Source organism: Saccharothrix sp. CCNWYY140 (genome assembly GCF_037401995.1).
Lineage (GTDB): Bacteria > Actinomycetota > Actinomycetes > Mycobacteriales > Pseudonocardiaceae > Actinosynnema.
On record NZ_JBBEGC010000126.1, the window covers coordinates 1 to 20,280 of the forward strand.

Below are 20,280 nucleotides of genomic sequence, written 5' to 3' on the forward strand. Positions count from 1 at the left end.
ACGGGGAAAGAAACCGAGGCCCTTCCCGTGGTCGCTGCCGCTTGGCGGAACGCAAGAGCCCCCGCCCTTCGGGCGTAACGCCTTCGGCGGAAAAGCACCTCGACCGCTTATCCCTCAGCGCCCACTACCAGTGACCGCGTTACGCATTACTCGCCTAGCTCTTCGCCCTGACCGCGGCGGTGATGCGGCGTTCGGCGTCGTCGAGGTAGCGCAGTAGTTCGCGGCGGGCGGCTTCGGCGTCGCCGGCCACGACGAGCTCGGCGATCCTCCGGTTCCACGCCAGGTAGGGCTCGTGCAGGGGTTGGGGGTCGTCGGCGAGCAGGAACGCCAGTCGCAGTTCGGCGAGCAGTTGCGTGAACAGCCGGTCCAGGCGCCGGCTGCGGCACGGTTCGACCAGTGCCCGGTGCAGGTCGAGGTTCGCGGTGCCGACAGCGCGCCAGTCCCCGGCTTGCGCGGCGGTGTCGGCGGTGTCGGCGATCTCGATCAGGCGGGCGGCGGCGGACGGGTCGGCGACCAGGGCGTCCAGGCCTAGGGGTTCGAGGAGTTTGCGGGTGCGGAAGACGTCCTCGACGTCTTCGGCGGTGACGACTCGGACGAACACGCCGCGGTAGGGCTCGCGGACGATCAGCTCGTCGTGCAGGAGGACCCGGAACGCCTCGCGGATGGTGTTGCGGGAGATGCCCAGGGCGGTGGAGAGCTGTTCCTCGCGGAGCTGGCGCCCGGGTTCGAGCAGGCCGTCGGTGATCCGCTTGCGCAGCACGGCGGCCACCTGGTCGGCGGTGTTGAGGCGGTGCGGCGGCACCTGGTCCACGGCTTCGCCACCCGTCGCCGTCATCGGCTCTCCGTTCCACCCGGGCTCGACCGCGGCCACTATAGCCGCCGGTGATCGGGGTTCGCCCGGACCGCGTACGTGCCCAGGGACGGTTCCAGGGCGCCGAAAGCGGTGTCCACGTGGGCGGCGAGGGCGGTGGCGATCTCGTCGTTCGGCTCGCCCGCCACGGTCCGGCGCAGGGTCTCGTCGAAGAGCAGGCGGTGGACGCTCGCCAGCAGGGCGGCGGCCACGCGGGGGCGCAGGTCGTCCGGGCGGGCACCGGTCTCCATCGCGAGGGTCTCGGCGAGGGCCGTCTCGCGGTCGTCGTGGAACTCGCGCAGCCGGGAGACCAGGGCCTGGCTGTCGGCGATCATCCGGGCGAACTCGGGGCCGGAGAAGCCGATCAGCGGGTCCTGCCGGGCGACGGCCTCCGCGTACGCGCGGTGCAGCGCGCCCAGCGCGGATTCGCCGGGCGCGCGCTCGCGGACGGTCCGGGCGGGCATGTCGACGAACACCTCGCCCAGGTCGAGGGCCAGGTCCTCCTTGCGCGGGAAGTAGTTGGTGACGGTCATCTTGGCGACCTCGGCGGCCTCCGCCACGTCGGCGATCGTCACCTTGTCGAAACCGCGCTCCAGGAACAGGCGGGTGGCCTGGTGGGAGATGTTCTCCCTGGTCTGCTGCTTCTTGCGGGCGCGCAGGCCCGGCGGCGACGAGGTCATGCGAGCACTATACATAGGTCGGAGCCAAACTTGGTGTTGACATATCCTTAGGTTCGACCTAACTTTGTGTCGAGACACTACGGAAGGGGTCGTGTGAGGGACTTCCTCGGCCAGATCGGCCGCACGCCGTTGTTGACCGCCGAGCAGGAGGTCGCACTGGGGGAACGCATCGAGGCCGGTGTTCTCGCGCGGGAACGGCTCGACCAGGACCGCGACGCGCTCACCGCGCGGGAGCGGGCGGACCTGGAGTGGCTGGTCCGGGACGGCCGGCGGGCCAAGGACCACATGGTCCGGGCCAACCTGCGGCTGGTCGTGTCGATTGCCCGCCGCTACGCCACGAGCGAAGGCATGCCGCTGGCGGACCTGGTGCAGGAGGGGACGATCGGCATGATGCACGCTGTGGACAAATTCGACCACCGGCGCGGCCTGAAGTTCTCCACGTACGCGACGTGGTGGATCAAGCAGGCCGTGAGTCGCGCGCACGCCGACCAGAGCCGCACGATCCGGCTGCCCGCGCACATGGCCGATGTCCTCTACCGGGTCAAGAAGGCGTTGGCGGCGGGCGACGGGCAGCGCACGCCCGAGGAGTTGGCCGCCGAAGTGGGGGTACCCGTGGACAAGGTCGTGCTGGCCCTGCGGCACGCCCGCGACCCGGTCTCCCTGCACGTGCGGCTCGGTGACGACGGCGCCGCCGAGTTGGGCGACCTGGTGCCCGACGACGCGCCCGACCCCGGCGCGGCGGTCGCGGCGGCGTCCGTGCGGCCGGCGATCGACACCGTGCTCAAGACGTTGACCGAACGCGAGGCGGAGGTGATCTCGCTGCGGTACGGCTTGTCCGACGACACACCGATGAGCCTGGACGAGATCGGTCGCCGGTACGGGTTGACCCGCGAGCGCATCCGCCAGATCGAGGCCAAGGGCATGGGCAAGCTCCGCCAGGGCACCCGCACCCGGATCCTCGCCGACCTCATCGCGTGACCTCGCCGCACCACCCGCTCCAGCCTGCTGCTGGACCCGCTGGACCCGCTCGACTTGCTCGACTTGCTCGACTTGCTCGACGACCCTGCACGGCCCAGCTCGACCCTGCTTGACCGACGACGGGGAGCACCCTGCATGACTCACCTGACGATCGAGGAGCACGTCGTGCCCGGTGGCGGTCCCTACGCCATCACCACCGGGCCCGACGGTGCGCTGTGGTACACGCTCGTCCACAGTGGACACATAGGCCGGCTGGAACCCGGTGGTGCGCCGGTGAACCACGCGCTCGACCCGGACTGCGGGCCGACCGTGATCACCACCGGGCCGGACGGCGCCCTGTGGTTCACCGAGTACAAGGCCCACCGGATAGGGCGGATCTCGGTGACCGGGGCGGTGACGGAGTTCCCGCTGGCCGAGTGCGGGCCGTTCGGCATCACGGCCGGCCCGGACGGCGCGCTGTGGTTCACCGAGTCGACCGCGGACCGGATCGGCCGGATCTCCGTGGACGGGGCGGTGACGGAGTTCGCGCTGCCGACCTCGGGCGGCCTGCCGTCGGCGATCGTCGCCGGCGCGGACGGCGCGCTGTGGTTCACCCTCAACCAGGCCGATGCCATCGGTCGCATCACCGTGACCGGCGAGGTCACCGTCCACCCTCTGCCCACCGATGGCGCCGGCCCGGTCGGCCTGGCGGTGGGTGGGGACGGTCGGCTGTGGTTCGTCGAGATCACCGCCGGCCGGGTGGGCCGGATCGACGTGGACGGCGTGGTGGACGAGTTCCCGCTACCCGACCCGCTCGGCCGGCCGCACGCGATCACGGCGGGGCCGGACGGTGCGCTGTGGTTCACGGAGTGGGGCGGTAACCGGGTGGGGCGGCTCGCGCCGGACGGGACGGTGGCCCTGCACGACCTGCCCACCCCGCGCTCCGAACCGCACGGCATCACCCTCGGCCCGGACGGCGCGCTGTGGGTGGCCCTGGAGGTTGGTGCCCTGGCCCGAGTGGTCCCCGAACCCTGACCCCGAGCCCGGGGGGTGGCGGCCACCGCCACCCCCCGTCAGCTGCCGGGTGTGCCCTCGTCCGGGGGCGGGGTGGAGTCCGGGAAGGGGTCGGGGGTGGTTTTGCGCAGGTCGGCGGCGGTGGACTTGGCGTCGTCGATCAGGCGTTGGTTGTCCTCTAGGCGTTGGTCCTCTTCCGGTGTCCGCACCGGGGGCACGTCCTTCTCCATGCCGGCAGGGTTGCCCGCACGCCCGTGGGGAAACTCTCAGCGACCGCCCTGCCCCGGGTGCCGCACGATGATCGGGTGGACGCTGCGACGGAGCACGCGTGGACCCGGCTCGGCGGGCGGGGCGAGGACGCCGCCGCCGTCGAGTACGAGCACGTGGACGGGGTCTTGCCGGCTCGACTGCCCGTGCGGGAGCTGGCTCGGGCGACGGTCGGGGTCTGCTCGTTGGCCGCCGCGGAGCTGTTGGCCCACCGGAACGGGCGTCCCCGGCCCCGTGTGCGGGTCCACGAAGGCGCGGTCGCCACGGCGTTCGTCAGCGAGCGGCACGTCCGGGTCGACGGTCGGGAGCCGACCGTCTTCGCGCCCCTGTCCCGTTTCTGGCGCGCGGCCGACGGCTGGGTGCGCACGCACGCCAACTACCCGCACCACCGCGAACGCCTCCTGCGCGCGCTCGGCGTGAGCGACGACCGGGAGGTGGAGGCCGAGATCGCCGCACGGCCCGCCGAGGTGGTCCAAGAGGTCGTGTACGCGGCGGGTGGACTCGCGGTCGCGGTGGTGGGCGAGCCGTTGGAGCCGTTGCCGTTGGTGGAGGTTCGCGACACGGGGACCCGGACCCACAGCCTGGGATCCGCCGACCTGCCGGCCGAAGGGGTGCGCGTCCTGGACCTGACCCGGGTCATCGCCGGGCCGGTGGCCACGCGCACGCTGGGCCTGCTGGGCGCGGACGTGCTGCGGATCGACTCGCCGGACCTGGCCGAGGACGACCTGCGCGACACCGGGTTCGGCAAGCGCTCGGCGCTGCGGGACCTGGCCGTCGACGGGCTGGACGACCTGCTGGAGCACGCGGACGTGGTGGTCACCGGCTACCGGCCGGGCGCGTTGGACCGGTTCGGGCTCGCTCCGGAGGCGTTGCTGGAGCGCCGGCCCGGCCTGGTCGTGGCCCAGCTCAACGCCTGGGGCTGGAGCGGGCCGTGGGCCGGCCGGCGCGGGTTCGACAGCCTGGTGCAGGCCGGCAGCGGGATCGCGGCCGTCGAGTCGGAGGACGGGGAACGGCCCGGTGTGCTCCCGGCGCAGGCGCTGGACCACGGCACCGGCTACCTGCTCGCCGCCGCCGTCCTGCGGTCGCTCGCCGACGGGGGTGGCCGGCACGTCCGGCTCTCGCTGGCCGGCACGGCGTCCTGGCTCCTGCACGACCTGGAGCCGGGCGAGCGGGGCGGAGGGATCTACTCCGCGAATGAGTGGGTGGCCACGATCGAGAGTCCCTATGGTGAACTTCGTCACTCTCTGCCGCCCGTGCGCTACGACGGCTCCCCGCAGACGTGGTCCGGACCTCCCACCCGTTGGGGTGACAGTCGTTCAGAGTGGCACGCACAGTGACGAACGAGCCCAATTGAGACGCCCGTGACTAGGCTGAACGAGCGAACGCATACGGCATCACGGTGACGAAGAGTGTGCGAGGCGGGCCCGGCGGTCGCAGCTCCTGCGCCTGTTCTCCCGGTCTCACGACCGGAGGCGCCCCCCTGCTGCGACCGCCATCGCCCGGGATGCACGCCGAGAAAAATCCGTCCTCCACAAGCCCCCTGGACGGATCTTTCCGGGTGGCGGCGTGCCTCCTGGCGACGTCTGGCCCGGCCTTTCGAAGTCCTCTCGGACTTCTCGCGCTGTCAGCTTCGCACCGGCCACTTACAAGTCGCTGAACGCGCCCCCGCGCCGCCGTGGGGTGCGCGGACGGTCCCCGCGGCCCCCTCGCGCCCCACCCGCCGCCGGGTGCCGGCAAGGGGTGCTTTCCGGGGTCGTCGGGAATCGGCAGAATTGTTCGGCGAATAACGGGCAACCGCTTTCGGCGGGTTCGTGGAATATTCCAGGAAACAGCGTTTCCGTATCGTCCGGCGCAACGCCAGCGCCGAGTCCGAGGACGCTTCGTGAGCGGCATTCCGGTCCCCGCCACCCTTTCGGACGTATTGCCGGGTAACCGCGCCGGCTACACTCGGCGACGCAAACAGGGATGGACCGGTGCGACCACTCATGGGGGGCCGCGGCTTGCGTGTGAACCACGGGCGTGGTCTTCCCGGGTGGACAATTTCCGCCGAGACCGCGGCGCGATACGACGTCGTGGTCGTCGACGACGTCTTCGACCCCGCGAACACCGCGCTGGCCGACGTGTCCCTCGCCGCCTACCCCGTGACCAGCCGCCGGTTCGTCGTGGTCGACGCGAACGTCGACCGCCTGCACGGCCGCCGCATCCGGGCCTACCTGGACCACCACGGCATCACCGACGAGCCGATGGTCCTGCCGGTGTCCGAGGAGCGGAAGACGATGGCCACCGTCGGCGCGGTCGCGGACGCCGTCGGCGCTTTCGGAATCGATCGTCACCAGCCGATCATCGCCATCGGTGGCGGCGTCCTGCTCGACGTGGTGGGCGTCGTGGCGAGCCTGTACCGGCGCGGCACGCCCTACATCCGCGTGCCCACGACCCTGGTCGGCCTGGTGGACGCGGGCGTCGGCGCGAAGACCGGCGTCAACCACGGCGACCACAAGAACCTGTTCGGCGCCTACCACCCGCCGGTGGCCGCCCTGCTCGACCGCACCCTGCTGGCCACCCTGGACTCCCGGCACCTGGTCAACGGCCTCGCCGAGGTGCTGAAGATCGCGCTGGTCCGCGACGCCGAACTGTTCGAGCTGATTGCCCGGGACGGCGCCGAGCTGGTCCGCGATCGGTTCCGCACCGGCGGCGTCGAGGTGCTCGACCGGGCGGTGGACGGAATGCTCTGCGAGTTGGCGGACAATCTGTGGGAGCACCGCCTGGACCGGCTCGTGGATTTCGGTCACTCGATCAGCCCGGTGCTGGAGATGAAAGCCCTCCCGGAATTGCTGCACGGCGAGGCGGTGGCCGTGGACATGGCATTGTTCACGGTCGTGGCGTCCCGGCGCGGGCTGCTCGAGCCGGCCGACCGCGACCGAATACTGGACGTCCTGCGCGCCACCGGTCTACCCGTCTCGCATGAACTCCTCGGGCCCGCACTGTTGCGGGAAGGTCTCGCGGCGACGACGCGCCACCGGGGTGGCCGCCAGCGCCTGCCGCTGCCCACCGGCATCGGGTCCGCGGTGTTCTGCGACGACGTGACGGAAGGGGAGCTGGCCGTGGCCGCCAAGGAACTCGGGGAACTGCGGTGACCGGTGCACTGGTCGTCGGCGACACGTCGGCGGCGTCGGCCGTCCAGGACGTGCACGGCGCGGCGGGCGCGTCGGAGTGGAAGTGCTTCGCCCGGCGGACGTGGCTGAGCGGCGACTGGGAGGCCGTCGAGTGGGCGCGCATCCCGCCCGGCGGCGTGAGCGGCGAACACCGGCACAGCCGGACCGAGGAGGTCTACTTCATCCTCTCCGGGCGCGGCGAGATCCTGCTGGACGGCGTGGCCACCGAGGTCGGTCCCGGCGACGTCGTGCTGACCGGGCTGGGCACCACGCACGGCCTGCGCGCCTCGGCCGACGAGGGCGTGACGTGGCTGGTGGTCGAGGTGCTGGGGCCGCGCACGGCGGCGGTGCTGCGCGGGGAGGCGTCGTGAGCGCGAACGTGGCCGGGGTGCCGGGGCCGCGCGGGGAGGCGTCGTGAGCGCGGGCGTGTTCCACCTGGGCGAGCCGGGCGAGATCGACCCCCGGGCGGTGCTGACCGGTCCGCTGAGCGCGATCCGGCGGGTGCGGCTGGACGCGGGCGAGTCGGTCGAGCTGCGCGCGGACGGGGTCGAGTTCAGCTTCTTCGTGCTGGCCGGCGACGGTACCGCGGTGACGGAGGCGACGGAGGTGCCGTTGCGCGAGGGCGTCTCGGTGACCGCGCCGCTGGGCACGGTGCTGACGGTGGCGGCCGGCGCGGAGGGCCTGGAGTACTTCCTGGTGCAGCTGGACGTCCCGGACAGGGGTGGGTCGTGATCGTCACCCCGCCCGCCGCGCCGTCCCGGACCCTGGGCGGCGGCGGGTCGGTGGCGTGGCGCTGCCTGGTGCGGCGCGGGATGCTGCACTCCGAGACCGAGTCGGTGGACCACGTGCGGCTGCCGGCGGGCGCGGCCTTCGCACCGCCGGGCACGGACGGCGTCGAGTCGGCCTGGCTGGTCCTGCACGGCTCCGGCACCTTCACCGACCACGCACCCTCTACCCACGCCCTTCCAACCGAGCCCGCGAACACCGCCGGTCGCGCCGGCTCGCGTGCGGTCGGCGTTGGTGATGTCGTGCTCGTGCCGGCCGGGGGTGCGCGTCTGGTCGCCGGTCCCGAAGGGTTGGAGTTCCTGTGGGTCGCGGTGCTGCCCGCAGCCGTGTCGGGTGCGTTGCCGCCGCGTTCGCCGGTGGTGTCGTGAGCGCCCCCCAGCACACGCGCCGGCTCGTCGGCACCTGGCCGACCGGGACCATGCCGGCCGCGGTGATCACCGGGCCGAAGCGGGTCGAGGTGGCCGCGGTGCCGGTGCCCGAGCGCCGGTCCGGCCACGTCCTGGTCCGCACCCACTACCTCGGGCTGTGCGGCACGGACCTGGAGCTGTTCCACGGCACCGCCTCCTACCTGCGCGACGGCCGCGCCCGCTACCCGCACGTCTTCGGCCACGAGTGGTGGGGCGAGGTGGTCGCCGCCGACGACGCCCCCGGCTTCGCGCCCGGCGACCCCGTGGTCGGGCACACCATGATCACCTGCGGCGAATGCGCCCGGTGCCTGGGCGGCGCGCGCCAGCAGTGCACGCGCATGACCGAGGTGGGCCTGTACGACCAGCAGGGCGCGGCGGCGAAGTACATCCGGATGCCCGCGCACGCCCTCACCGCCTTGCCGGAGTCCCTGGCCGTGCCGTGGGCGGTGTTCGTCGAGCCCGCGGTGACGGTGGTCGAGGCGTTCCGGCGGGCGCGGGTGCGTCCGGACGACCGGGTCGCCGTCGTCGGCACCGGCACCATCGGGCTGCTGTCCGTGCAACTGGCGACCAAGTGGGCTCAGCACGTCATCGCGGTCGGCGTCGACCCGGCGGGCCTGGCGCTGGCCGGGGTCCCCGCGCACCTCGTCCTCGACGCGCCGGCCGGCGAGCACTCCCTGGTGGTGGAGGCCTCCGGTGGCGCGGGCGCGTTCGGCACGGCCGTGCGGCTGGTCGAGCGGGGCGGGCGGATCGCGCTGGTGGGCGTGTCGAACGAGCCCGAGGAAGGGCTGGTGCCCGGCGACCTCGCGTTGCGCGGGATCACCGTCCTGGGCGTTCAACACGGCATCGACCACTACGCCGAGACGGTCCGGATGTTCGCCGACGGCACGCTCGACGGCGCTCGACTGGTCGCCGCGGTGGTGCCCGCCCGCACCCCGGAGCGGGCGTTCGAGCTGCTGGAACACGGCCGGTCCGGTCCGCCCAAGGTGATCATCGGAGCGGACTGGTGACCGCCGCGGCGAGAACGTCCGAAGTGGACGGTGTGGTCGCGGAGACCGCCCTGGGCACGCTCGCGGTCCACCAGGGGGACGTCGAGATCGGCGGCGAGCACGAAACCGCAATCCTGGTGATCGCAGGGTCCGCGAACGGCGTCGCGGACGGGCTCGCGGACGGGCTCGGTGTCGGGGACGGCGTGGTCGGGCCGGCCAAGCTCACCGGTGACGCCCGCTACCTGGTGCTCACCTCCCGCCACCCCGCCCCCGAGCACCCCCGGACCTGGCGCTTCGCCCCGGCCGGCGCGAACACGGACGAGTTCCTCGACAGCGCCGGCGGGTTCACCGACATGGGTGTGCGCTGGCTCGCGACCACGGGCACCCTGGGCACCCGCGGGCTCGTCGTCGCCACCTCCACGTTCGCCCCCGGCGGCCACCACGAACCGCACCGCCACCCGCACGCCGACGAGTTCTTCCTCGTCCTGCGCGGCGGCGGGTACCACCACGCGCCGGACGGGCCGATCCGCCTGGACCCCGGCGACCTCGTCCACGTGCCCGCCGGCGAGCCGCACGGCTTCCGCACCGACCCGGGCACCGTCACCACCGCGCTCTACGGCTACCTCGGCGCGGGCAGTCTCGACCAGGCGGGTTACGAAGTCGAAGGCGGTGCGGGTTGATGGCCAGACGCAGGGCGGTGGTGACCGGGGGCAGCTCCGGGATCGGGAGGGCGACGGCGGTCCTGCTGGCCCGGCACGACCACGACGTCGCCATCGGCTACCGGTCCGATGTGGACGGTGCCAATCAGACCAAGGCCCTGGTGGAGGAGGAAGGCGGCAAGGCCGTCACCTTCCGCCTCGACCACGCCGACCCCGAGGACGCCGCCCGGGCGATCGACCGGGCCGTGACCGACCTCGGTGGCGTGGACGTGTTCGTCAACAACGCGGGCGTCAACCACCGCGGCAAGTTCCTCGACGAGTCCCTCGCCGACTGGCAGCGGCTGCTCGCGGTCGACCTCACCGGCCCGTTCGCGTGCGCCCAGGCCGTCGCCCGCCGCATGGTCGAGCAGGGCGCCGGCGGCCGGATCGTCAACGTCACCTCGGTGCACGAGCTGATCCCCATCGACGGCGGCTCGGCCTACTGCGCCGCCAAGGGCGGCCTGCTGATGCTGACCCGGGTGATGGCGCTGGAACTGGCCGAGCACGGCATCACCGTCAACGCGGTCGCCCCCGGCGAGACCGCCACCCCGATGAACGGCGTCCCCGAGCACGTCGACGCCGCCGCCATCGACCGGCCGATGATCCCGGTGGGCCGACCCGGCCGCGCCGAGGAGGTGGCCGCGCTGATCGCCCACCTGGCGAGCGACGCGGCGGCCTACATCACCGGCAGCACGCTGCACATCGACGGCGGCCTGGCGCTGATGGGCGCGATCCCCAACCAGGCCTACGCGGGAAGGATCTGAGAATGGCGATTCCGGGCGCGCGGGCCGTGCACCACGTCGCGTACACGGTGCCCGACCTCGACCAGGCGGTGCGGTTCTTCGTCGACGTCATCGGCGCGGAACTGGTCTACGAGCTGGGCCCGGTGGAGGACCCGGACGGCGACTGGATGACGCGCAAGCTGGGCGTGGACGCCAAGGCCTCCACGAACATCGCGATGCTGCGACTCGGCCCGGTGACGAACCTGGAGCTGTTCGAGTACACCGCGCCGGACCAGCGCCGCGAGCTGCCCCGCAACAGCGACTGGGGCGGCCACCACCTGGCCGTCCACGTCGACGACGTGGACGCGGCCGTGGCCTACCTGCGCGACCAGCCCGGCGTCACGATCCTCGGCGAGCCGGAGACCATCGAGGAAGGCCCCATCACGGGCGACCGGTGGGTGTACTTCACCACGCCGTGGGGCATGCAGATGGAGCTGATCAACCTGCCGCCGGGTGCGCCGTTCGAGCAGCACACCGACGCGCGGCTGTACACACCGGGCGTGCCCTGGCGGAACCGGTAGCCGGCCGTGGGTGGGCGATTCGCCGCGTTCATCCGGCTGAGCCGGCTCCGCTTCCTGGTGGAGAGCCAGCTGACGGTGACCCTCGGCGTCGCCGTCTCCGTCTACAGTGGACACTCGTTCGCGCTGGGCACGTGGCTGCTGGTGCAGTCGACGGTCGTGCTCACGCACCTGATGACCCACTACTGCAACGAGTACTTCGACCTGGCCGCCGACAGCGCCCACACCGCGCCCAACCGGTGGACCGGCGGCAGCCAGGTGCTGGTGAAGGGCGCGCTGCGGCCCGAGGTGAGCCTGGCGGCGGCGTTCGTGCTGCTGTTCGTGGTGCTGACGCTGACCGTGCTGATGCCCAGCTACCCGCAGCGGCTCATCGCGCTGGCGGCGATCGCGCTGGCCTGGTTCTACACCGCGCCGCCGGTGCGGCTGAACTACCGCGGGGTCGGCGAGGTCACCACGGCGGCGTCGCTGACCCTGTTCTGCCCGTTCCTCACCGTGTACTCCCTGACCGGGCAGTTCCCGGCCGAGTTGGTCGCGGTGTGCGTGCCGCTGCTGCTGGTGATGACCGCGCGGATGATGGTGATGAACTTCGTGGACCGCGACTCGGACCTGGTCGTCGGCAAGCACACCCTGCCCAACACGCTGGGCGCGCGGAAGGCCGCGGTGCTGTTCACCGGTCTCCAGGTGGCGGCTTACGCGATCGTCCTGGTGACCACGGTCGCCGGGGTGCTGCCGGTCGTGGTCGGGGTCGGTCTGCTGCTCACCGCGCCCGGCGCGGTCCTGTTGAGCCGCAGGCTGTTGCGCGAACCGCCGTCGCCGGACGCGCCCGAGCAGGCCACCTCCACCGCCCACCTGGCCACGGCGCACGCCGCCGCGACCGGGGTGGTGGCGGTGCTCGGGTTCACCGTCGCGGCTCTTGGCGACGAGGGGTTGACCGCATCGGTGGTGGCCTGTGCGGTGCTGTTCGCGCTGTACCTGACGCCCGCCGTGGGCGTGCAGGTGGCGGACGCGGTCAAGCGCGGCCGTGCGGGCGCGGTGGGTGCCGCGTGACGCCACCGGTGCTCGACCCGCAGGCTCCCGTGCCGGAGGCGGTGCCCGGCATCGCGTTCGCCATCGTGGGCGTGTGCACGTTCGCCATCTACCTGCTGGCGATCCGGCGCGGGTTCCTGGACAAGCGGTCCACGCTGCCTGTGTTCGCCGCGTGCGCCAACGTGTCCTGGGAACTCACCTACGCGTTCATCTACCCGGTCTACCCGGAGATGCGGGTCATCCTGTACTTCTGGCTGCCGCTCAACCTGGTGCTGCTGTGGCAGGCGTTGCGGTGGGGCCGGCAGGACTTCCCGGGCATGTCCCGCGCCGGGTTCGCCTGGATGGTCGCCGGGTGGTCGTTGTTCGCCTTGTCGTTCATGGTCTTGGCGACACGCGAGTTCGACGACCGGGTCGGCGCTTACACCACGGTGTTCGTGGTGGTGCTGATGGAAGCGTTGTTCATCCAGATGCTGCGGACCCGGGGATCGACGGTCGGGCAGACGATGTACATCGCGCTGCTGAAGACCGTCATCGACGTGTCCGGCGCGGTCGGGCTCATCGCCTGGTACCCGAACCGGTGGCTGCTGCACCAGATGATCGTCGCGGAGGTCGTGCTGGACGTGGTGTACGCGGTCCTGCTCTACCGGCGGTTCCGCGCCGAGGGGCTCAACCCGTGGCGGAAGTTCTGATGGGCACGCACGCGGTGGTGCTCGGGGGCGGGGTGGCCGGGTTCCTGGCCGCCGCCGCGCTGTCGGGCGCGGTGGACACCGTGACCGTCGTGGAGCGCGACCGGTTCGACGGGGACCGGCCCCGGCGCGGTGTGCCGCAGGGCCGGCACGCGCACCTGTTGCTGGCCCGGGGAGCGCGGGCGATGGAGGCCCTGCTGCCCGGTTTCGACGCCGCCCTGGCCGGGGCGGGCGCGCGCCGGGTGGGGATGCCGCAGGACATCCTGACCTTCACGCCGTTCGGGTGGATGCCCCGGTTCGCGCACGGCCAGTACCTGCTCAGCTGCCGCCGGCCGGTGCTGGAATCGGTGCTGCGGGACCTGGTCGCGGGCGTGGAGGTGCTGGAGGAGCACGAGGCGGTCGGCCTGCTGGGCGACGCCGACCGGGTCACCGGGGCCGTGGTGCGGTCGCGGGCGGACGGCGTGGAGCACGAACTGGCCGCCGACCTCGTCGTGGACGCCACCGGGGCCTCCTCCAAGGCGGACAAGTGGTTGCGCAAGCCCGTGCGGGACGTCGTGGTGGACCCCGGCATCCGGTACGCCACCGCGCTGTGCCGGCCCGCCGAGCGGTTCGCCGAGGCGTTCCCGGCGGTGTGCGTGCAGCCCGGACCGCCGCACGACGGCCACGGCGGCGTGGTGCTGCCGGTCGAGGACGGGCGGTGGATCGTCAGCCTCGCCGGGCTGCGCGGGCACGTGCCGCCGACCGACGAGGCCGGTTTCCTCGCCTACGCCAAGGGTCTGCGGCACCCGCTGGTCGCCGAGGTCGTCGCCACCGCCGAGATCGTCGGCTCGATCCGGGCCTACGGCGCCCCGCCCGGCCGGTTGCGCCGGTTCCCGGCGGTCGCGGGGTTCGTGGCGGTCGGCGACGCGGTCGCGACCTACAACCCGCTGTACGGCCACGGCATGACGGTCGCCGCCCTGGACGCCCTCGCCCTCCGCGACGGGCTGCGGCGGCACGGCCTGGGCCCGAAACTGGCCCCCGCGGTCCGGAAATCCGTCGCCCGGACCACCGCCGACGCCTGGGCGCTCGCCGTCGGCCAGGACACCCGCTACGAGCGGACCTTCGCGCCACCGCGCCGCCTGCCCGACCGGATCGCCGGCTGGTACGCCGACCGGGTCGGCGCGGCTGCCGCCGCCCGCCCGGAGGTGAGCGCGGCCCTGCTGGACTCCTACACCCTGTCCGCGCCGCTGTCCCGGCTCATGCGGCCCGCGCTGGTCCGAAAGGTCCTCGCCGCACCCGGACGGCCGAGCGACGACCCGCCGCTGACCGACGCGGAACGGGCGTTGTTGGCCCCGGCACCCTAGTCACCGCCGCAATACCGCCGATCGGGTGATGAAGCCGGTGATCCCTCCCCTCAGGACGGAGAGGTTCGGAAGGCTTGGCGCGACCTCAACGGGGGAGAAGATGACCGGAAGACGAGCCGTCCTCATGGCCGCGCTGGCCGTGGCAGCGGTCGGGTGCAGCACCACCACCTCGGACTCGCCCGCGCCGCAGGCGCAACCGAAGTCCGGTGGCACGCTCACGTTCGCCACCGACGCCGACCCGGGCTGCCTGGACCCGCACCAGTCGCCGACCGCCGCGTCCCAGCTGGTCACCCGCGGCGTGGTGGACTCGCTGGTCGCGCAGGACCCGAAGACGCTGGAGCTCAAGCCGTGGCTGGCCGAGTCGTGGACCTCCGCGCCCGACGCCACGTCCTTCACCTTCACCCTGCGCACGGGCGTGACCTTCAGCGACGGCGCCCCGTTCGACGCCGAGGCCGTCAAGGCCAACTTCGACCGGATCGTGAACCCGGCCACGAAGTCGCTGCTCGCGGCGAGCCTGCTCGCGGGCTACGACGGGACCACGGTGGCCGACCCGCGCACGGTCACGGTGAAGTTCAAGGCGCCCAACGCGTCGTTCCCGCAGGCCGCCAGCACCGCGTTCCTGGGCATGCAGTCCCCGAAGGCGTTCGAGGCCGGCCCCGAAGCGGTGTGCCGCAAGCCGGTCGGCAGCGGTCCTTTCGTCGCCGCTGAGCGTCAGCCGCAGGCCGGCATCACGCTGTCCAAGCGCGCCGACTACAACTGGGGTCCGGAGACCGCCCAGCAGAAGGGCGCGCCCTACCTGGACCAGGTCGTCATCAACATCGTCCCGGAGAACGGCGTGCGCATGGGCAGCCTGCGCACCAACCAGGTCGACGCCGTGGCGAACGTCCCGCCCAAGGAGGTCGACGGCGTCAAGGCCGCGGGCTTCGAGGTGCTGTCCAAGGCGCAGCCGGGCATCGCGTACACGCTCAACCTCAACGCCGCGCGCGAGCCGCTCTCGGACGTCAAGGTCCGCCAGGCGATCGCCAAGGCCATCGACACCGAGGCCCTGGTCGACACCCTCTACCAGGGCAAATACCCCCGCGCCACCAGCGTGCTGACCGGCGCCACCCCCGGCTACGCCTCCATCCTGGGCACCAGCCAGTTCGACACCGGCGCCGCCGAGCGGCTGCTGGACGAGGCCGGCTGGAAGAAGCAGGACGACGGCACCCGCGCCAAGAACGGCAAGCCGCTGAGCGTCGAGTGGACGTTCATCACGCCCGCCCGCGAGCAGCGAGACCTGCTGGCCCAGGTCGTGCAGCAGCAGCTCAAGGCGGTCGGCGTGGACGTCAAGCTCGCCCCGATGGCGATGGGCGAGGCGATCGCCAAGACCGCGCGCGGTGAACTCCAGATGGGCGACATCAGCTTCGTGCGGGCCGACGGCGACGTGCTGCGGACCGTGCTGACCGCGCCGCGCGGCGGTGCCCCGGCGGTGGTCGCGCCCGAGGTGCCGGGCCTGCTGTCGGCCGCCGCGGCGACCGTGGACGACTCGGTGCGCGACGAGAACTACGCCAAGGTGCAGCGGTCGCTGATCGAGAACGCCACCGCGATCCCCGTCTACGACCCGACCTACCTGCTGGGCGTGGGCAAGGCTGTGCACGGCATCGTGTTCGACCCGCAGGGCCTGCCGTCGTTCCACGAGGCCTGGGTGTCGCGCTGACCGTGCGCCGCGCCGGGTTCGTGCTCCGCCGGCTCGCGTCGGCGGTGCCGGTGCTCCTGGCGGTGCTGACGCTGTCGTTCGTGATGATGCAGCTGGTGCCGGGCGACCCCGTGCAGACGATGCTGTCCGGCGCGGGGCCCGCGCCCACGCCCGAGCAGGAGCAGGCGCTGCGGCACCAGCTCGGGCTGGACCGGCCGCTGCACGAGCAGTACTTCGGCTTCCTGGCGGACGCGGTGCGCGGGGACCTCGGCCGGTCGGTGCAGACCGGGCAACCGGTGGTGTCGGCGATCGCGGCGGTGGCACCCGCGAGCGCGGAGCTGGCGTTGTTCGCGCTGGTCCTGTCGCTGGTGTTCGGCGTGGGCATCGCGGTGCTGGGGCGCGTGACGACGGGGCCGCTGCGGTCGCTGTGCCACGGGGTGCCGGTGGTGTTCATGTCCACGCCGGGGTACTGGGTGGCGCTGGTGCTGATCGAGGTGTTCTCGTTCCGGCTCACGCTGTTCCCGGCGACCGGCGACAAGGGGTTCGCGGCGCTGGTCCTGCCCGCGGTGACCCTGGCCCTGCCCGCCGTCGGGGTCATCGCGCAGGTGCTCGGGACGTCCCTGGCGGCGGTGGACGCGGAGGCGTTCGTGGTGACCGCTCGGGCCAAGGGCGCCGGGCGGTGGCGGGTGCTGCTGCGGCACGCGCTGCGCAACGCGTCGATCCCGACGATCACCCTGGTCGGGACGACGGTCGGGAACCTGCTGGCGGCGGCGGTGATCGCGGAGACCGTGTTCGCCCGGCCGGGGTTGGGGCGGTTGACGCTGCAAGCGATCACCAACCACGACATCCCGGTGCTGCAAGGGGTCGTGGCGCTGTTGGGCGTGCTGTACGTGGTGGTGAACCTGCTGGTGGACCTCTGTTACGTGCTGGTCGACCCTCGGGTCACCGCCGACCGGATCAGGGACTGAGATGCGTCCGGGTGTCGTGCTGTCGCTGCTGGTGCTGGCGTTCGTGGCGTTGTGCGTGACGGTGCCGGGGTTGCTCGCCTCGACCCCGCCGGACCGCATCGACCCGCTGGTGATGCTGGAGCCACCGAGCTTCGCCCACCCGTTCGGCACCGACCAGCTGGGGCGGGACGTGTTCAGCCGGGTCGTGCACGGCGCCCGGATGTCGGTGCTGGTGGCGTTGGCGGCGGCGACGACGTCGCTGGTGGTGGGTGCGCTGGTCGGGCTGGTGTCGGGCCTGCTGGGCGGCTGGCTGGACGCGTTGCTGATGCGGGCGGTGGACGTGCTGCTGGCGTTCCCGGCGCTGCTGTCCGCGCTGGCGGTGATCGGCATCCTGGGCAGTTCGCCGGTGAACGTGGCGGTGGCGGTCGCGGCGGCCGGGATCGCCCCGTTCTGCCGGGTGGTGCGGGCGCAGGTCCTGCACGTGCGGACACGGCCGTTCGTGGCGGCGGCGACGGTGAGCGGGGTGCGGCCCACCGCCGTGCTGGTGCGGCACATCATCCCCAACGCGGCCGGGCCGGTGCTGACGCTCGCGCTGATGAGCCTGGGGGTGGCGCTGCTGGCGTCGTCCTCGCTGAGCTTCCTGGGCTTCGGTCCGCGCCCGCCGGACGCCGACTGGGGCACGCTGGCGTCCTCCGGGCGGGACTACGTGGGAACGGCGTGGTGGCTCACGGCGTTCCCCGGGGTGATGGTCGTCTGCACGACGCTGGCCGTGACCGCGCTGCACCGGGCGGTGGCGCGGCCGTGAGCCTGTTGGCGGTGCGGGGGTTGCGGGTGTCCTACCGCGGGGGACCGCCGGCGTTGGCCGGCGTGGACCTGACCGTGCGGCACGGGCAGACCGTGGCCGTCGTCGGCGAGTCCGGGTCCGGCAAGACCACCCTGGCGCGCGCCGTGCTGGGCCTGCTGCCGCCGGCGGCGCGGGTGCTCGGCGGATCGGTCGAGTTCGGCGGGCGGAACCTCCTGGACCTGGGCGAACGCGGGATGCGGTCGGTGCGGGGCCGGTCGATCTCCCTCGTGCCGCAGGACCCGACGGCCGCGCTGAACCCCGTCGTGCCGGTGGGCGCGCAGGTCGCCGAGGTGCTGCGGGTGCACGGCCTGGCGTCGGGGCGGGAGGCCCGGCGACGGGCGGTGGAACTGCTGGAGGTCGCGGGGCTCCCGGACGCGGGCGCGCGGGCGCGGCAGTACCCGCACGAGCTGTCCGGCGGGATGCGGCAGCGGGTCCTGATCGCGGCGGCGCTGGCCGGCGGCCCGGAGCTGATCGTGGCCGACGAGCCCACGTCCGCGCTGGACCCGACCGTGCAGCGGCAGGTGCTGGACCACCTGACCGAGCTGACCAGGTCCTCCGGGACCGCTCTGGTGCTCATCACGCACGACCTGGGCATCGCGGCCGAGCGCGCCGAACACGTCGTGGTGATGGCGGACGGGTTGGTGATCGAGGAAGGCCCGCCCAGCCGGGTGCTGGACGCCCCCGACCACCCCGTCACCCGCCAGTTGGTCGCCGACGCGCCCAGCCTCCACTCCACACGACTTCGGGCTTCCGCAGCGACGGACGAGGTGCTGCTCGACGTCCGAGGGTTGACGAAGGTCTTCACCGGTTCCCGCTTCGGCACCGGCCGGCGCCACACCACCGCCGTCGAGGACGTGGGCTTCACCGTGGCGCGGGGCGAGACCCTGGCGTTGGTGGGGGAGTCCGGGGCGGGGAAGTCGACCGTGGCCCGACTCCTGGTACGGCTGGAGGACGCCACAGCCGGCCGCATCCTCTTCGACGGCGCCGACCTGGCCGCTCTGCGCGGCGAGGCCCTGAGGCGCTTCCGACGACGCGTGCAACTGGTCTTCCAGGACCCGTTCACCTGCCTGGACCCTCGGTACACCGCCCACGACCTCATCGCGGAACCGTTGCGCGCCTTCGGCTTGGACGCCTCCCCAGCACGCGTCCACGAGCTGGCCGACCAGGTCGCCCTGCCGACGGGTTTGCTGACCCGCCGCCCCGGCGAGCTGTCAGGCGGCCAATGTCAACGAGTGGCCATCGCCCGCGCCATCGCCCCCGGCCCGGACCTGCTGGTGTGCGACGAACCGGCGTCCTCTTTGGACATCTCGGTGCAAGCCCAGGTGCTGCGGCTCTTGGTGGACCTCCAGGCGTCACTGGGCTTGAGCATCGTGTTCATCTCCCACGACCTGGCCGTGGTCCGCCAGGTCGCCGACCGCGTGGCCGTGCTGCAAGGCGGTCGCGTGGTGGAAACCGGTCCGGCAGACCAGGTCCTGGTGTCCCCGACCCACCCGCACACCCGCGCCCTGCTCTCCGCTGTCCCCCACACACCCAGAAGGGAACCGGCATGACCACGCCACCCCAGGCCGCGAGCCCGGTGGACTTCGCGACCTACGGTCCCTACGCCCCCAAGCCCAAACCCGGCCAGTCCGCCCGCCCCGGCCCCGCCTTCCCGAACCGGATCACCGCAGACGGTTCAAGCGGAGTCCGAGCGGAACCGAATAGGTACCACCTCTACATCGCCCTGTCCTGCCCGTTCTGCCAACGAGTGACGATCACCCGCAAGCTGAAGGGCTTGGAGGAGGCCATCTCGGTATCCGCCGTGGACCCGATGCGCGACGGCCGAGGCTGGGCCTTCCGAGAGGGCGAGGACCACGACCTGGACCACTTGAACGGCTTCACCCTGCTGAGCGAGGCTTACACAGCCACCGACCCAAACCACGACGGCCACGTGTCCGTGCCGGTCCTGTGGGACAAGGTGGAAAAGCGAATCGCGACGAACGACTTCAGGACCCTAAGCCTGGACGTGGCCACCGCCTTCGACCAATGGGCCCGCAACGACATTGACCTGTACCCGGAGTCATTGCGCCCAGAGATCGACGCACTGAACGACTTCCTGTACGAACGCGTCCACAATGGACCGTACCGCTGCGGCTTCGCAAAGACCCAGGAGGACTACGAGCGCGAAGTACTCTCCCTCTTCGACGCTCTGGACCAGCTAGAAGAACGCCTTTCCACCCAAAGGTACCTCTTCGGCAACTTCCTCACAGACTCGGACATCCGCCTGTTCGTAACCCTGGCAAGGTTCGACTCGGTATACGTAACCCACTTCAAAGCCAACCTACGCCGCCTGGTCGACTACCCAAACCTGTGGGCCTACGCCCGAGACCTGTACTCCCAAGACGCCTTCAAATCCACCACCAACTTCCCCCAAACCAAACGCCACTACTTCCTGACCCACACCTGGATCAACCCCTCCGGCCTGGTCCCCCTCGGCCCAGACCTGAACTGGGAAGCCCCCACCACCCGCAACCAACTCTAAGAACACCACAAACAAACCACGGAGAGGTCAACCCCCGCCCAAAGCCGCACGCATGGCTTTTCATGAAGCTGCCGCACGGCACACCTCTACCTGGGCTTCTTGCTTGTGTCATCCCCGTATGGCCTGCCCGAAGGGCTACCA

The 20,280-nt window shown here is 72.3% G+C and carries 22 protein-coding genes; 19 read left to right on the top strand and 3 right to left on the bottom strand.

Annotated features, from left to right (window positions below; genetic code table 11):
• Positions 1-154: 154 nt before the first annotated feature.
• Positions 155-835 (bottom strand): GntR family transcriptional regulator, encoded by a 681-nt coding sequence (locus tag WBN91_RS33025; protein WP_337728240.1) that lies wholly within the window; start codon positions 833-835, stop codon positions 155-157.
• 35 nt (positions 836-870) lie between these two features.
• Positions 871-1,530 (bottom strand): TetR/AcrR family transcriptional regulator, encoded by a 660-nt coding sequence (locus WBN91_RS33030; protein WP_337728239.1) that lies wholly within the window; start codon positions 1,528-1,530, stop codon positions 871-873.
• A 93-nt stretch (positions 1,531-1,623) separates the two neighbouring features.
• Here WBN91_RS33030 and WBN91_RS33035 point away from each other — a divergent pair, with 93 nt between their 5' ends.
• Entirely contained in the window at positions 1,624-2,508 is an 885-nt protein-coding gene (locus WBN91_RS33035; protein WP_337728238.1) for a sigma-70 family RNA polymerase sigma factor, read from the top strand.
• Between the two features lie 135 nt (positions 2,509-2,643).
• On the top strand, positions 2,644-3,522 hold the full coding sequence (locus WBN91_RS33040; RefSeq protein WP_337728237.1) for a Vgb family protein: 879 nt from the start codon (positions 2,644-2,646) through the stop codon (positions 3,520-3,522).
• A gap of 38 nt (positions 3,523-3,560) precedes the next feature.
• On the opposite strand, the gene WBN91_RS33045 is transcribed toward WBN91_RS33040, so the two are convergent.
• On the bottom strand, positions 3,561-3,731 hold the full coding sequence (locus tag WBN91_RS33045) for a hypothetical protein (RefSeq protein ID WP_337728236.1): 171 nt from the start codon (positions 3,729-3,731) through the stop codon (positions 3,561-3,563).
• Between the two features lie 75 nt (positions 3,732-3,806).
• Between WBN91_RS33045 and WBN91_RS33050 the strand changes: the two genes are divergently transcribed.
• The 17 genes from WBN91_RS33050 to WBN91_RS33130 all read left to right on the top strand — a co-directional run bounded on the left by WBN91_RS33050 (position 3,807) and on the right by WBN91_RS33130 (position 20,139).
• Entirely contained in the window at positions 3,807-5,105 is a 1,299-nt protein-coding gene (locus tag WBN91_RS33050) for a CoA transferase (RefSeq protein ID WP_337728235.1), read from the top strand.
• 735 nt (positions 5,106-5,840) lie between these two features.
• Complete coding sequence (locus WBN91_RS33055; RefSeq protein ID WP_337728234.1) at positions 5,841-6,902, top strand: sedoheptulose 7-phosphate cyclase; 1,062 nt, start codon at positions 5,841-5,843, stop codon at positions 6,900-6,902.
• Positions 6,899-7,291, top strand: coding sequence for a cupin domain-containing protein (locus WBN91_RS33060; protein WP_337728233.1), 393 nt, complete (start codon positions 6,899-6,901; stop codon positions 7,289-7,291). The genes WBN91_RS33055 and WBN91_RS33060 overlap by 4 nt, the downstream gene beginning before the upstream one ends.
• 43 nt (positions 7,292-7,334) lie before the next feature.
• A complete protein-coding gene (locus WBN91_RS33065; protein WP_337728232.1) occupies positions 7,335-7,652 on the top strand; it encodes a hypothetical protein in 318 nt (105 codons plus the stop codon).
• Complete coding sequence (locus tag WBN91_RS33070) at positions 7,649-8,074, top strand: cupin domain-containing protein (protein WP_337728231.1); 426 nt, start codon at positions 7,649-7,651, stop codon at positions 8,072-8,074. The genes WBN91_RS33065 and WBN91_RS33070 overlap by 4 nt, the downstream gene beginning before the upstream one ends.
• Positions 8,071-9,120 carry a zinc-dependent alcohol dehydrogenase gene (locus tag WBN91_RS33075; RefSeq protein ID WP_337728230.1) on the top strand — a complete coding sequence of 350 codons (1,050 nt, stop codon included), beginning with the start codon at positions 8,071-8,073 and terminating at the stop codon, positions 9,118-9,120. The genes WBN91_RS33070 and WBN91_RS33075 overlap by 4 nt, the downstream gene beginning before the upstream one ends.
• Positions 9,117-9,779, top strand: a complete 663-nt coding sequence (locus WBN91_RS33080) for a cupin domain-containing protein (protein WP_337728229.1) — start codon at positions 9,117-9,119, stop codon at positions 9,777-9,779. Before WBN91_RS33075 ends, WBN91_RS33080 begins: the two co-directional genes overlap by 4 nt.
• The gene (locus tag WBN91_RS33085; protein WP_337728228.1) at positions 9,779-10,561 is read left to right on the top strand and encodes an SDR family oxidoreductase; all 783 of its coding nucleotides are present in this window, start codon (positions 9,779-9,781) and stop codon (positions 10,559-10,561) included. The genes WBN91_RS33080 and WBN91_RS33085 overlap by 1 nt, the downstream gene beginning before the upstream one ends.
• A gap of 2 nt (positions 10,562-10,563) precedes the next feature.
• Positions 10,564-11,100: a VOC family protein gene (locus tag WBN91_RS33090; RefSeq protein WP_337728227.1), complete on the top strand. Its 537-nt coding sequence runs from the start codon at positions 10,564-10,566 to the stop codon at positions 11,098-11,100.
• A gap of 6 nt (positions 11,101-11,106) precedes the next feature.
• A complete protein-coding gene (locus WBN91_RS33095) occupies positions 11,107-12,144 on the top strand; it encodes a prenyltransferase (protein WP_337728226.1) in 1,038 nt (345 codons plus the stop codon).
• Positions 12,141-12,812 carry a transmembrane-type terpene cyclase gene (locus WBN91_RS33100; protein ID WP_337728225.1) on the top strand — a complete coding sequence of 224 codons (672 nt, stop codon included), beginning with the start codon at positions 12,141-12,143 and terminating at the stop codon, positions 12,810-12,812. Before WBN91_RS33095 ends, WBN91_RS33100 begins: the two co-directional genes overlap by 4 nt.
• Positions 12,797-14,152 (top strand): FAD-dependent oxidoreductase, encoded by a 1,356-nt coding sequence (locus tag WBN91_RS33105; protein WP_337728224.1) that lies wholly within the window; start codon positions 12,797-12,799, stop codon positions 14,150-14,152. The genes WBN91_RS33100 and WBN91_RS33105 overlap by 16 nt, the downstream gene beginning before the upstream one ends.
• A 100-nt stretch (positions 14,153-14,252) precedes the next feature.
• Entirely contained in the window at positions 14,253-15,848 is a 1,596-nt protein-coding gene (locus WBN91_RS33110) for an ABC transporter substrate-binding protein (RefSeq protein WP_337728223.1), read from the top strand.
• 2 nt (positions 15,849-15,850) lie between these two features.
• Complete coding sequence (locus WBN91_RS33115) at positions 15,851-16,795, top strand: ABC transporter permease (RefSeq protein WP_337728222.1); 945 nt, start codon at positions 15,851-15,853, stop codon at positions 16,793-16,795.
• 1 nt (position 16,796) lies between these two features.
• Entirely contained in the window at positions 16,797-17,579 is a 783-nt protein-coding gene (locus WBN91_RS33120; RefSeq protein ID WP_337728221.1) for an ABC transporter permease, read from the top strand.
• Entirely contained in the window at positions 17,576-19,168 is a 1,593-nt protein-coding gene (locus WBN91_RS33125) for an ABC transporter ATP-binding protein (protein ID WP_337728220.1), read from the top strand. Before WBN91_RS33120 ends, WBN91_RS33125 begins: the two co-directional genes overlap by 4 nt.
• Complete coding sequence (locus WBN91_RS33130; protein WP_337728219.1) at positions 19,165-20,139, top strand: glutathione S-transferase family protein; 975 nt, start codon at positions 19,165-19,167, stop codon at positions 20,137-20,139. Before WBN91_RS33125 ends, WBN91_RS33130 begins: the two co-directional genes overlap by 4 nt.
• Positions 20,140-20,280: the final 141 nt, after the last annotated feature.

What these genes read in the sequence shown, in the direction of transcription:
- WBN91_RS33025 (WP_337728240.1), bottom strand. Translation starts at nt 835, where the DNA reads ATGACGGCGACGGGTGGCGAAGCCGTGGACCAGGTGCCGCCGCACCGC.
- WBN91_RS33030 (WP_337728239.1), bottom strand. Translation starts at nt 1,530, where the DNA reads ATGACCTCGTCGCCGCCGGGCCTGCGCGCCCGCAAGAAGCAGCAGACC.
- WBN91_RS33040 (WP_337728237.1), top strand. Translation starts at nt 2,644, where the DNA reads ATGACTCACCTGACGATCGAGGAGCACGTCGTGCCCGGTGGCGGTCCC.
- WBN91_RS33045 (WP_337728236.1), bottom strand. Translation starts at nt 3,731, where the DNA reads ATGGAGAAGGACGTGCCCCCGGTGCGGACACCGGAAGAGGACCAACGC.
- WBN91_RS33085 (WP_337728228.1), top strand. Translation starts at nt 9,779, where the DNA reads ATGGCCAGACGCAGGGCGGTGGTGACCGGGGGCAGCTCCGGGATCGGG.
- WBN91_RS33090 (WP_337728227.1), top strand. Translation starts at nt 10,564, where the DNA reads ATGGCGATTCCGGGCGCGCGGGCCGTGCACCACGTCGCGTACACGGTG.
- WBN91_RS33110 (WP_337728223.1), top strand. Translation starts at nt 14,253, where the DNA reads ATGACCGGAAGACGAGCCGTCCTCATGGCCGCGCTGGCCGTGGCAGCG.
- WBN91_RS33120 (WP_337728221.1), top strand. Translation starts at nt 16,797, where the DNA reads ATGCGTCCGGGTGTCGTGCTGTCGCTGCTGGTGCTGGCGTTCGTGGCG.
- WBN91_RS33130 (WP_337728219.1), top strand. Translation starts at nt 19,165, where the DNA reads ATGACCACGCCACCCCAGGCCGCGAGCCCGGTGGACTTCGCGACCTAC.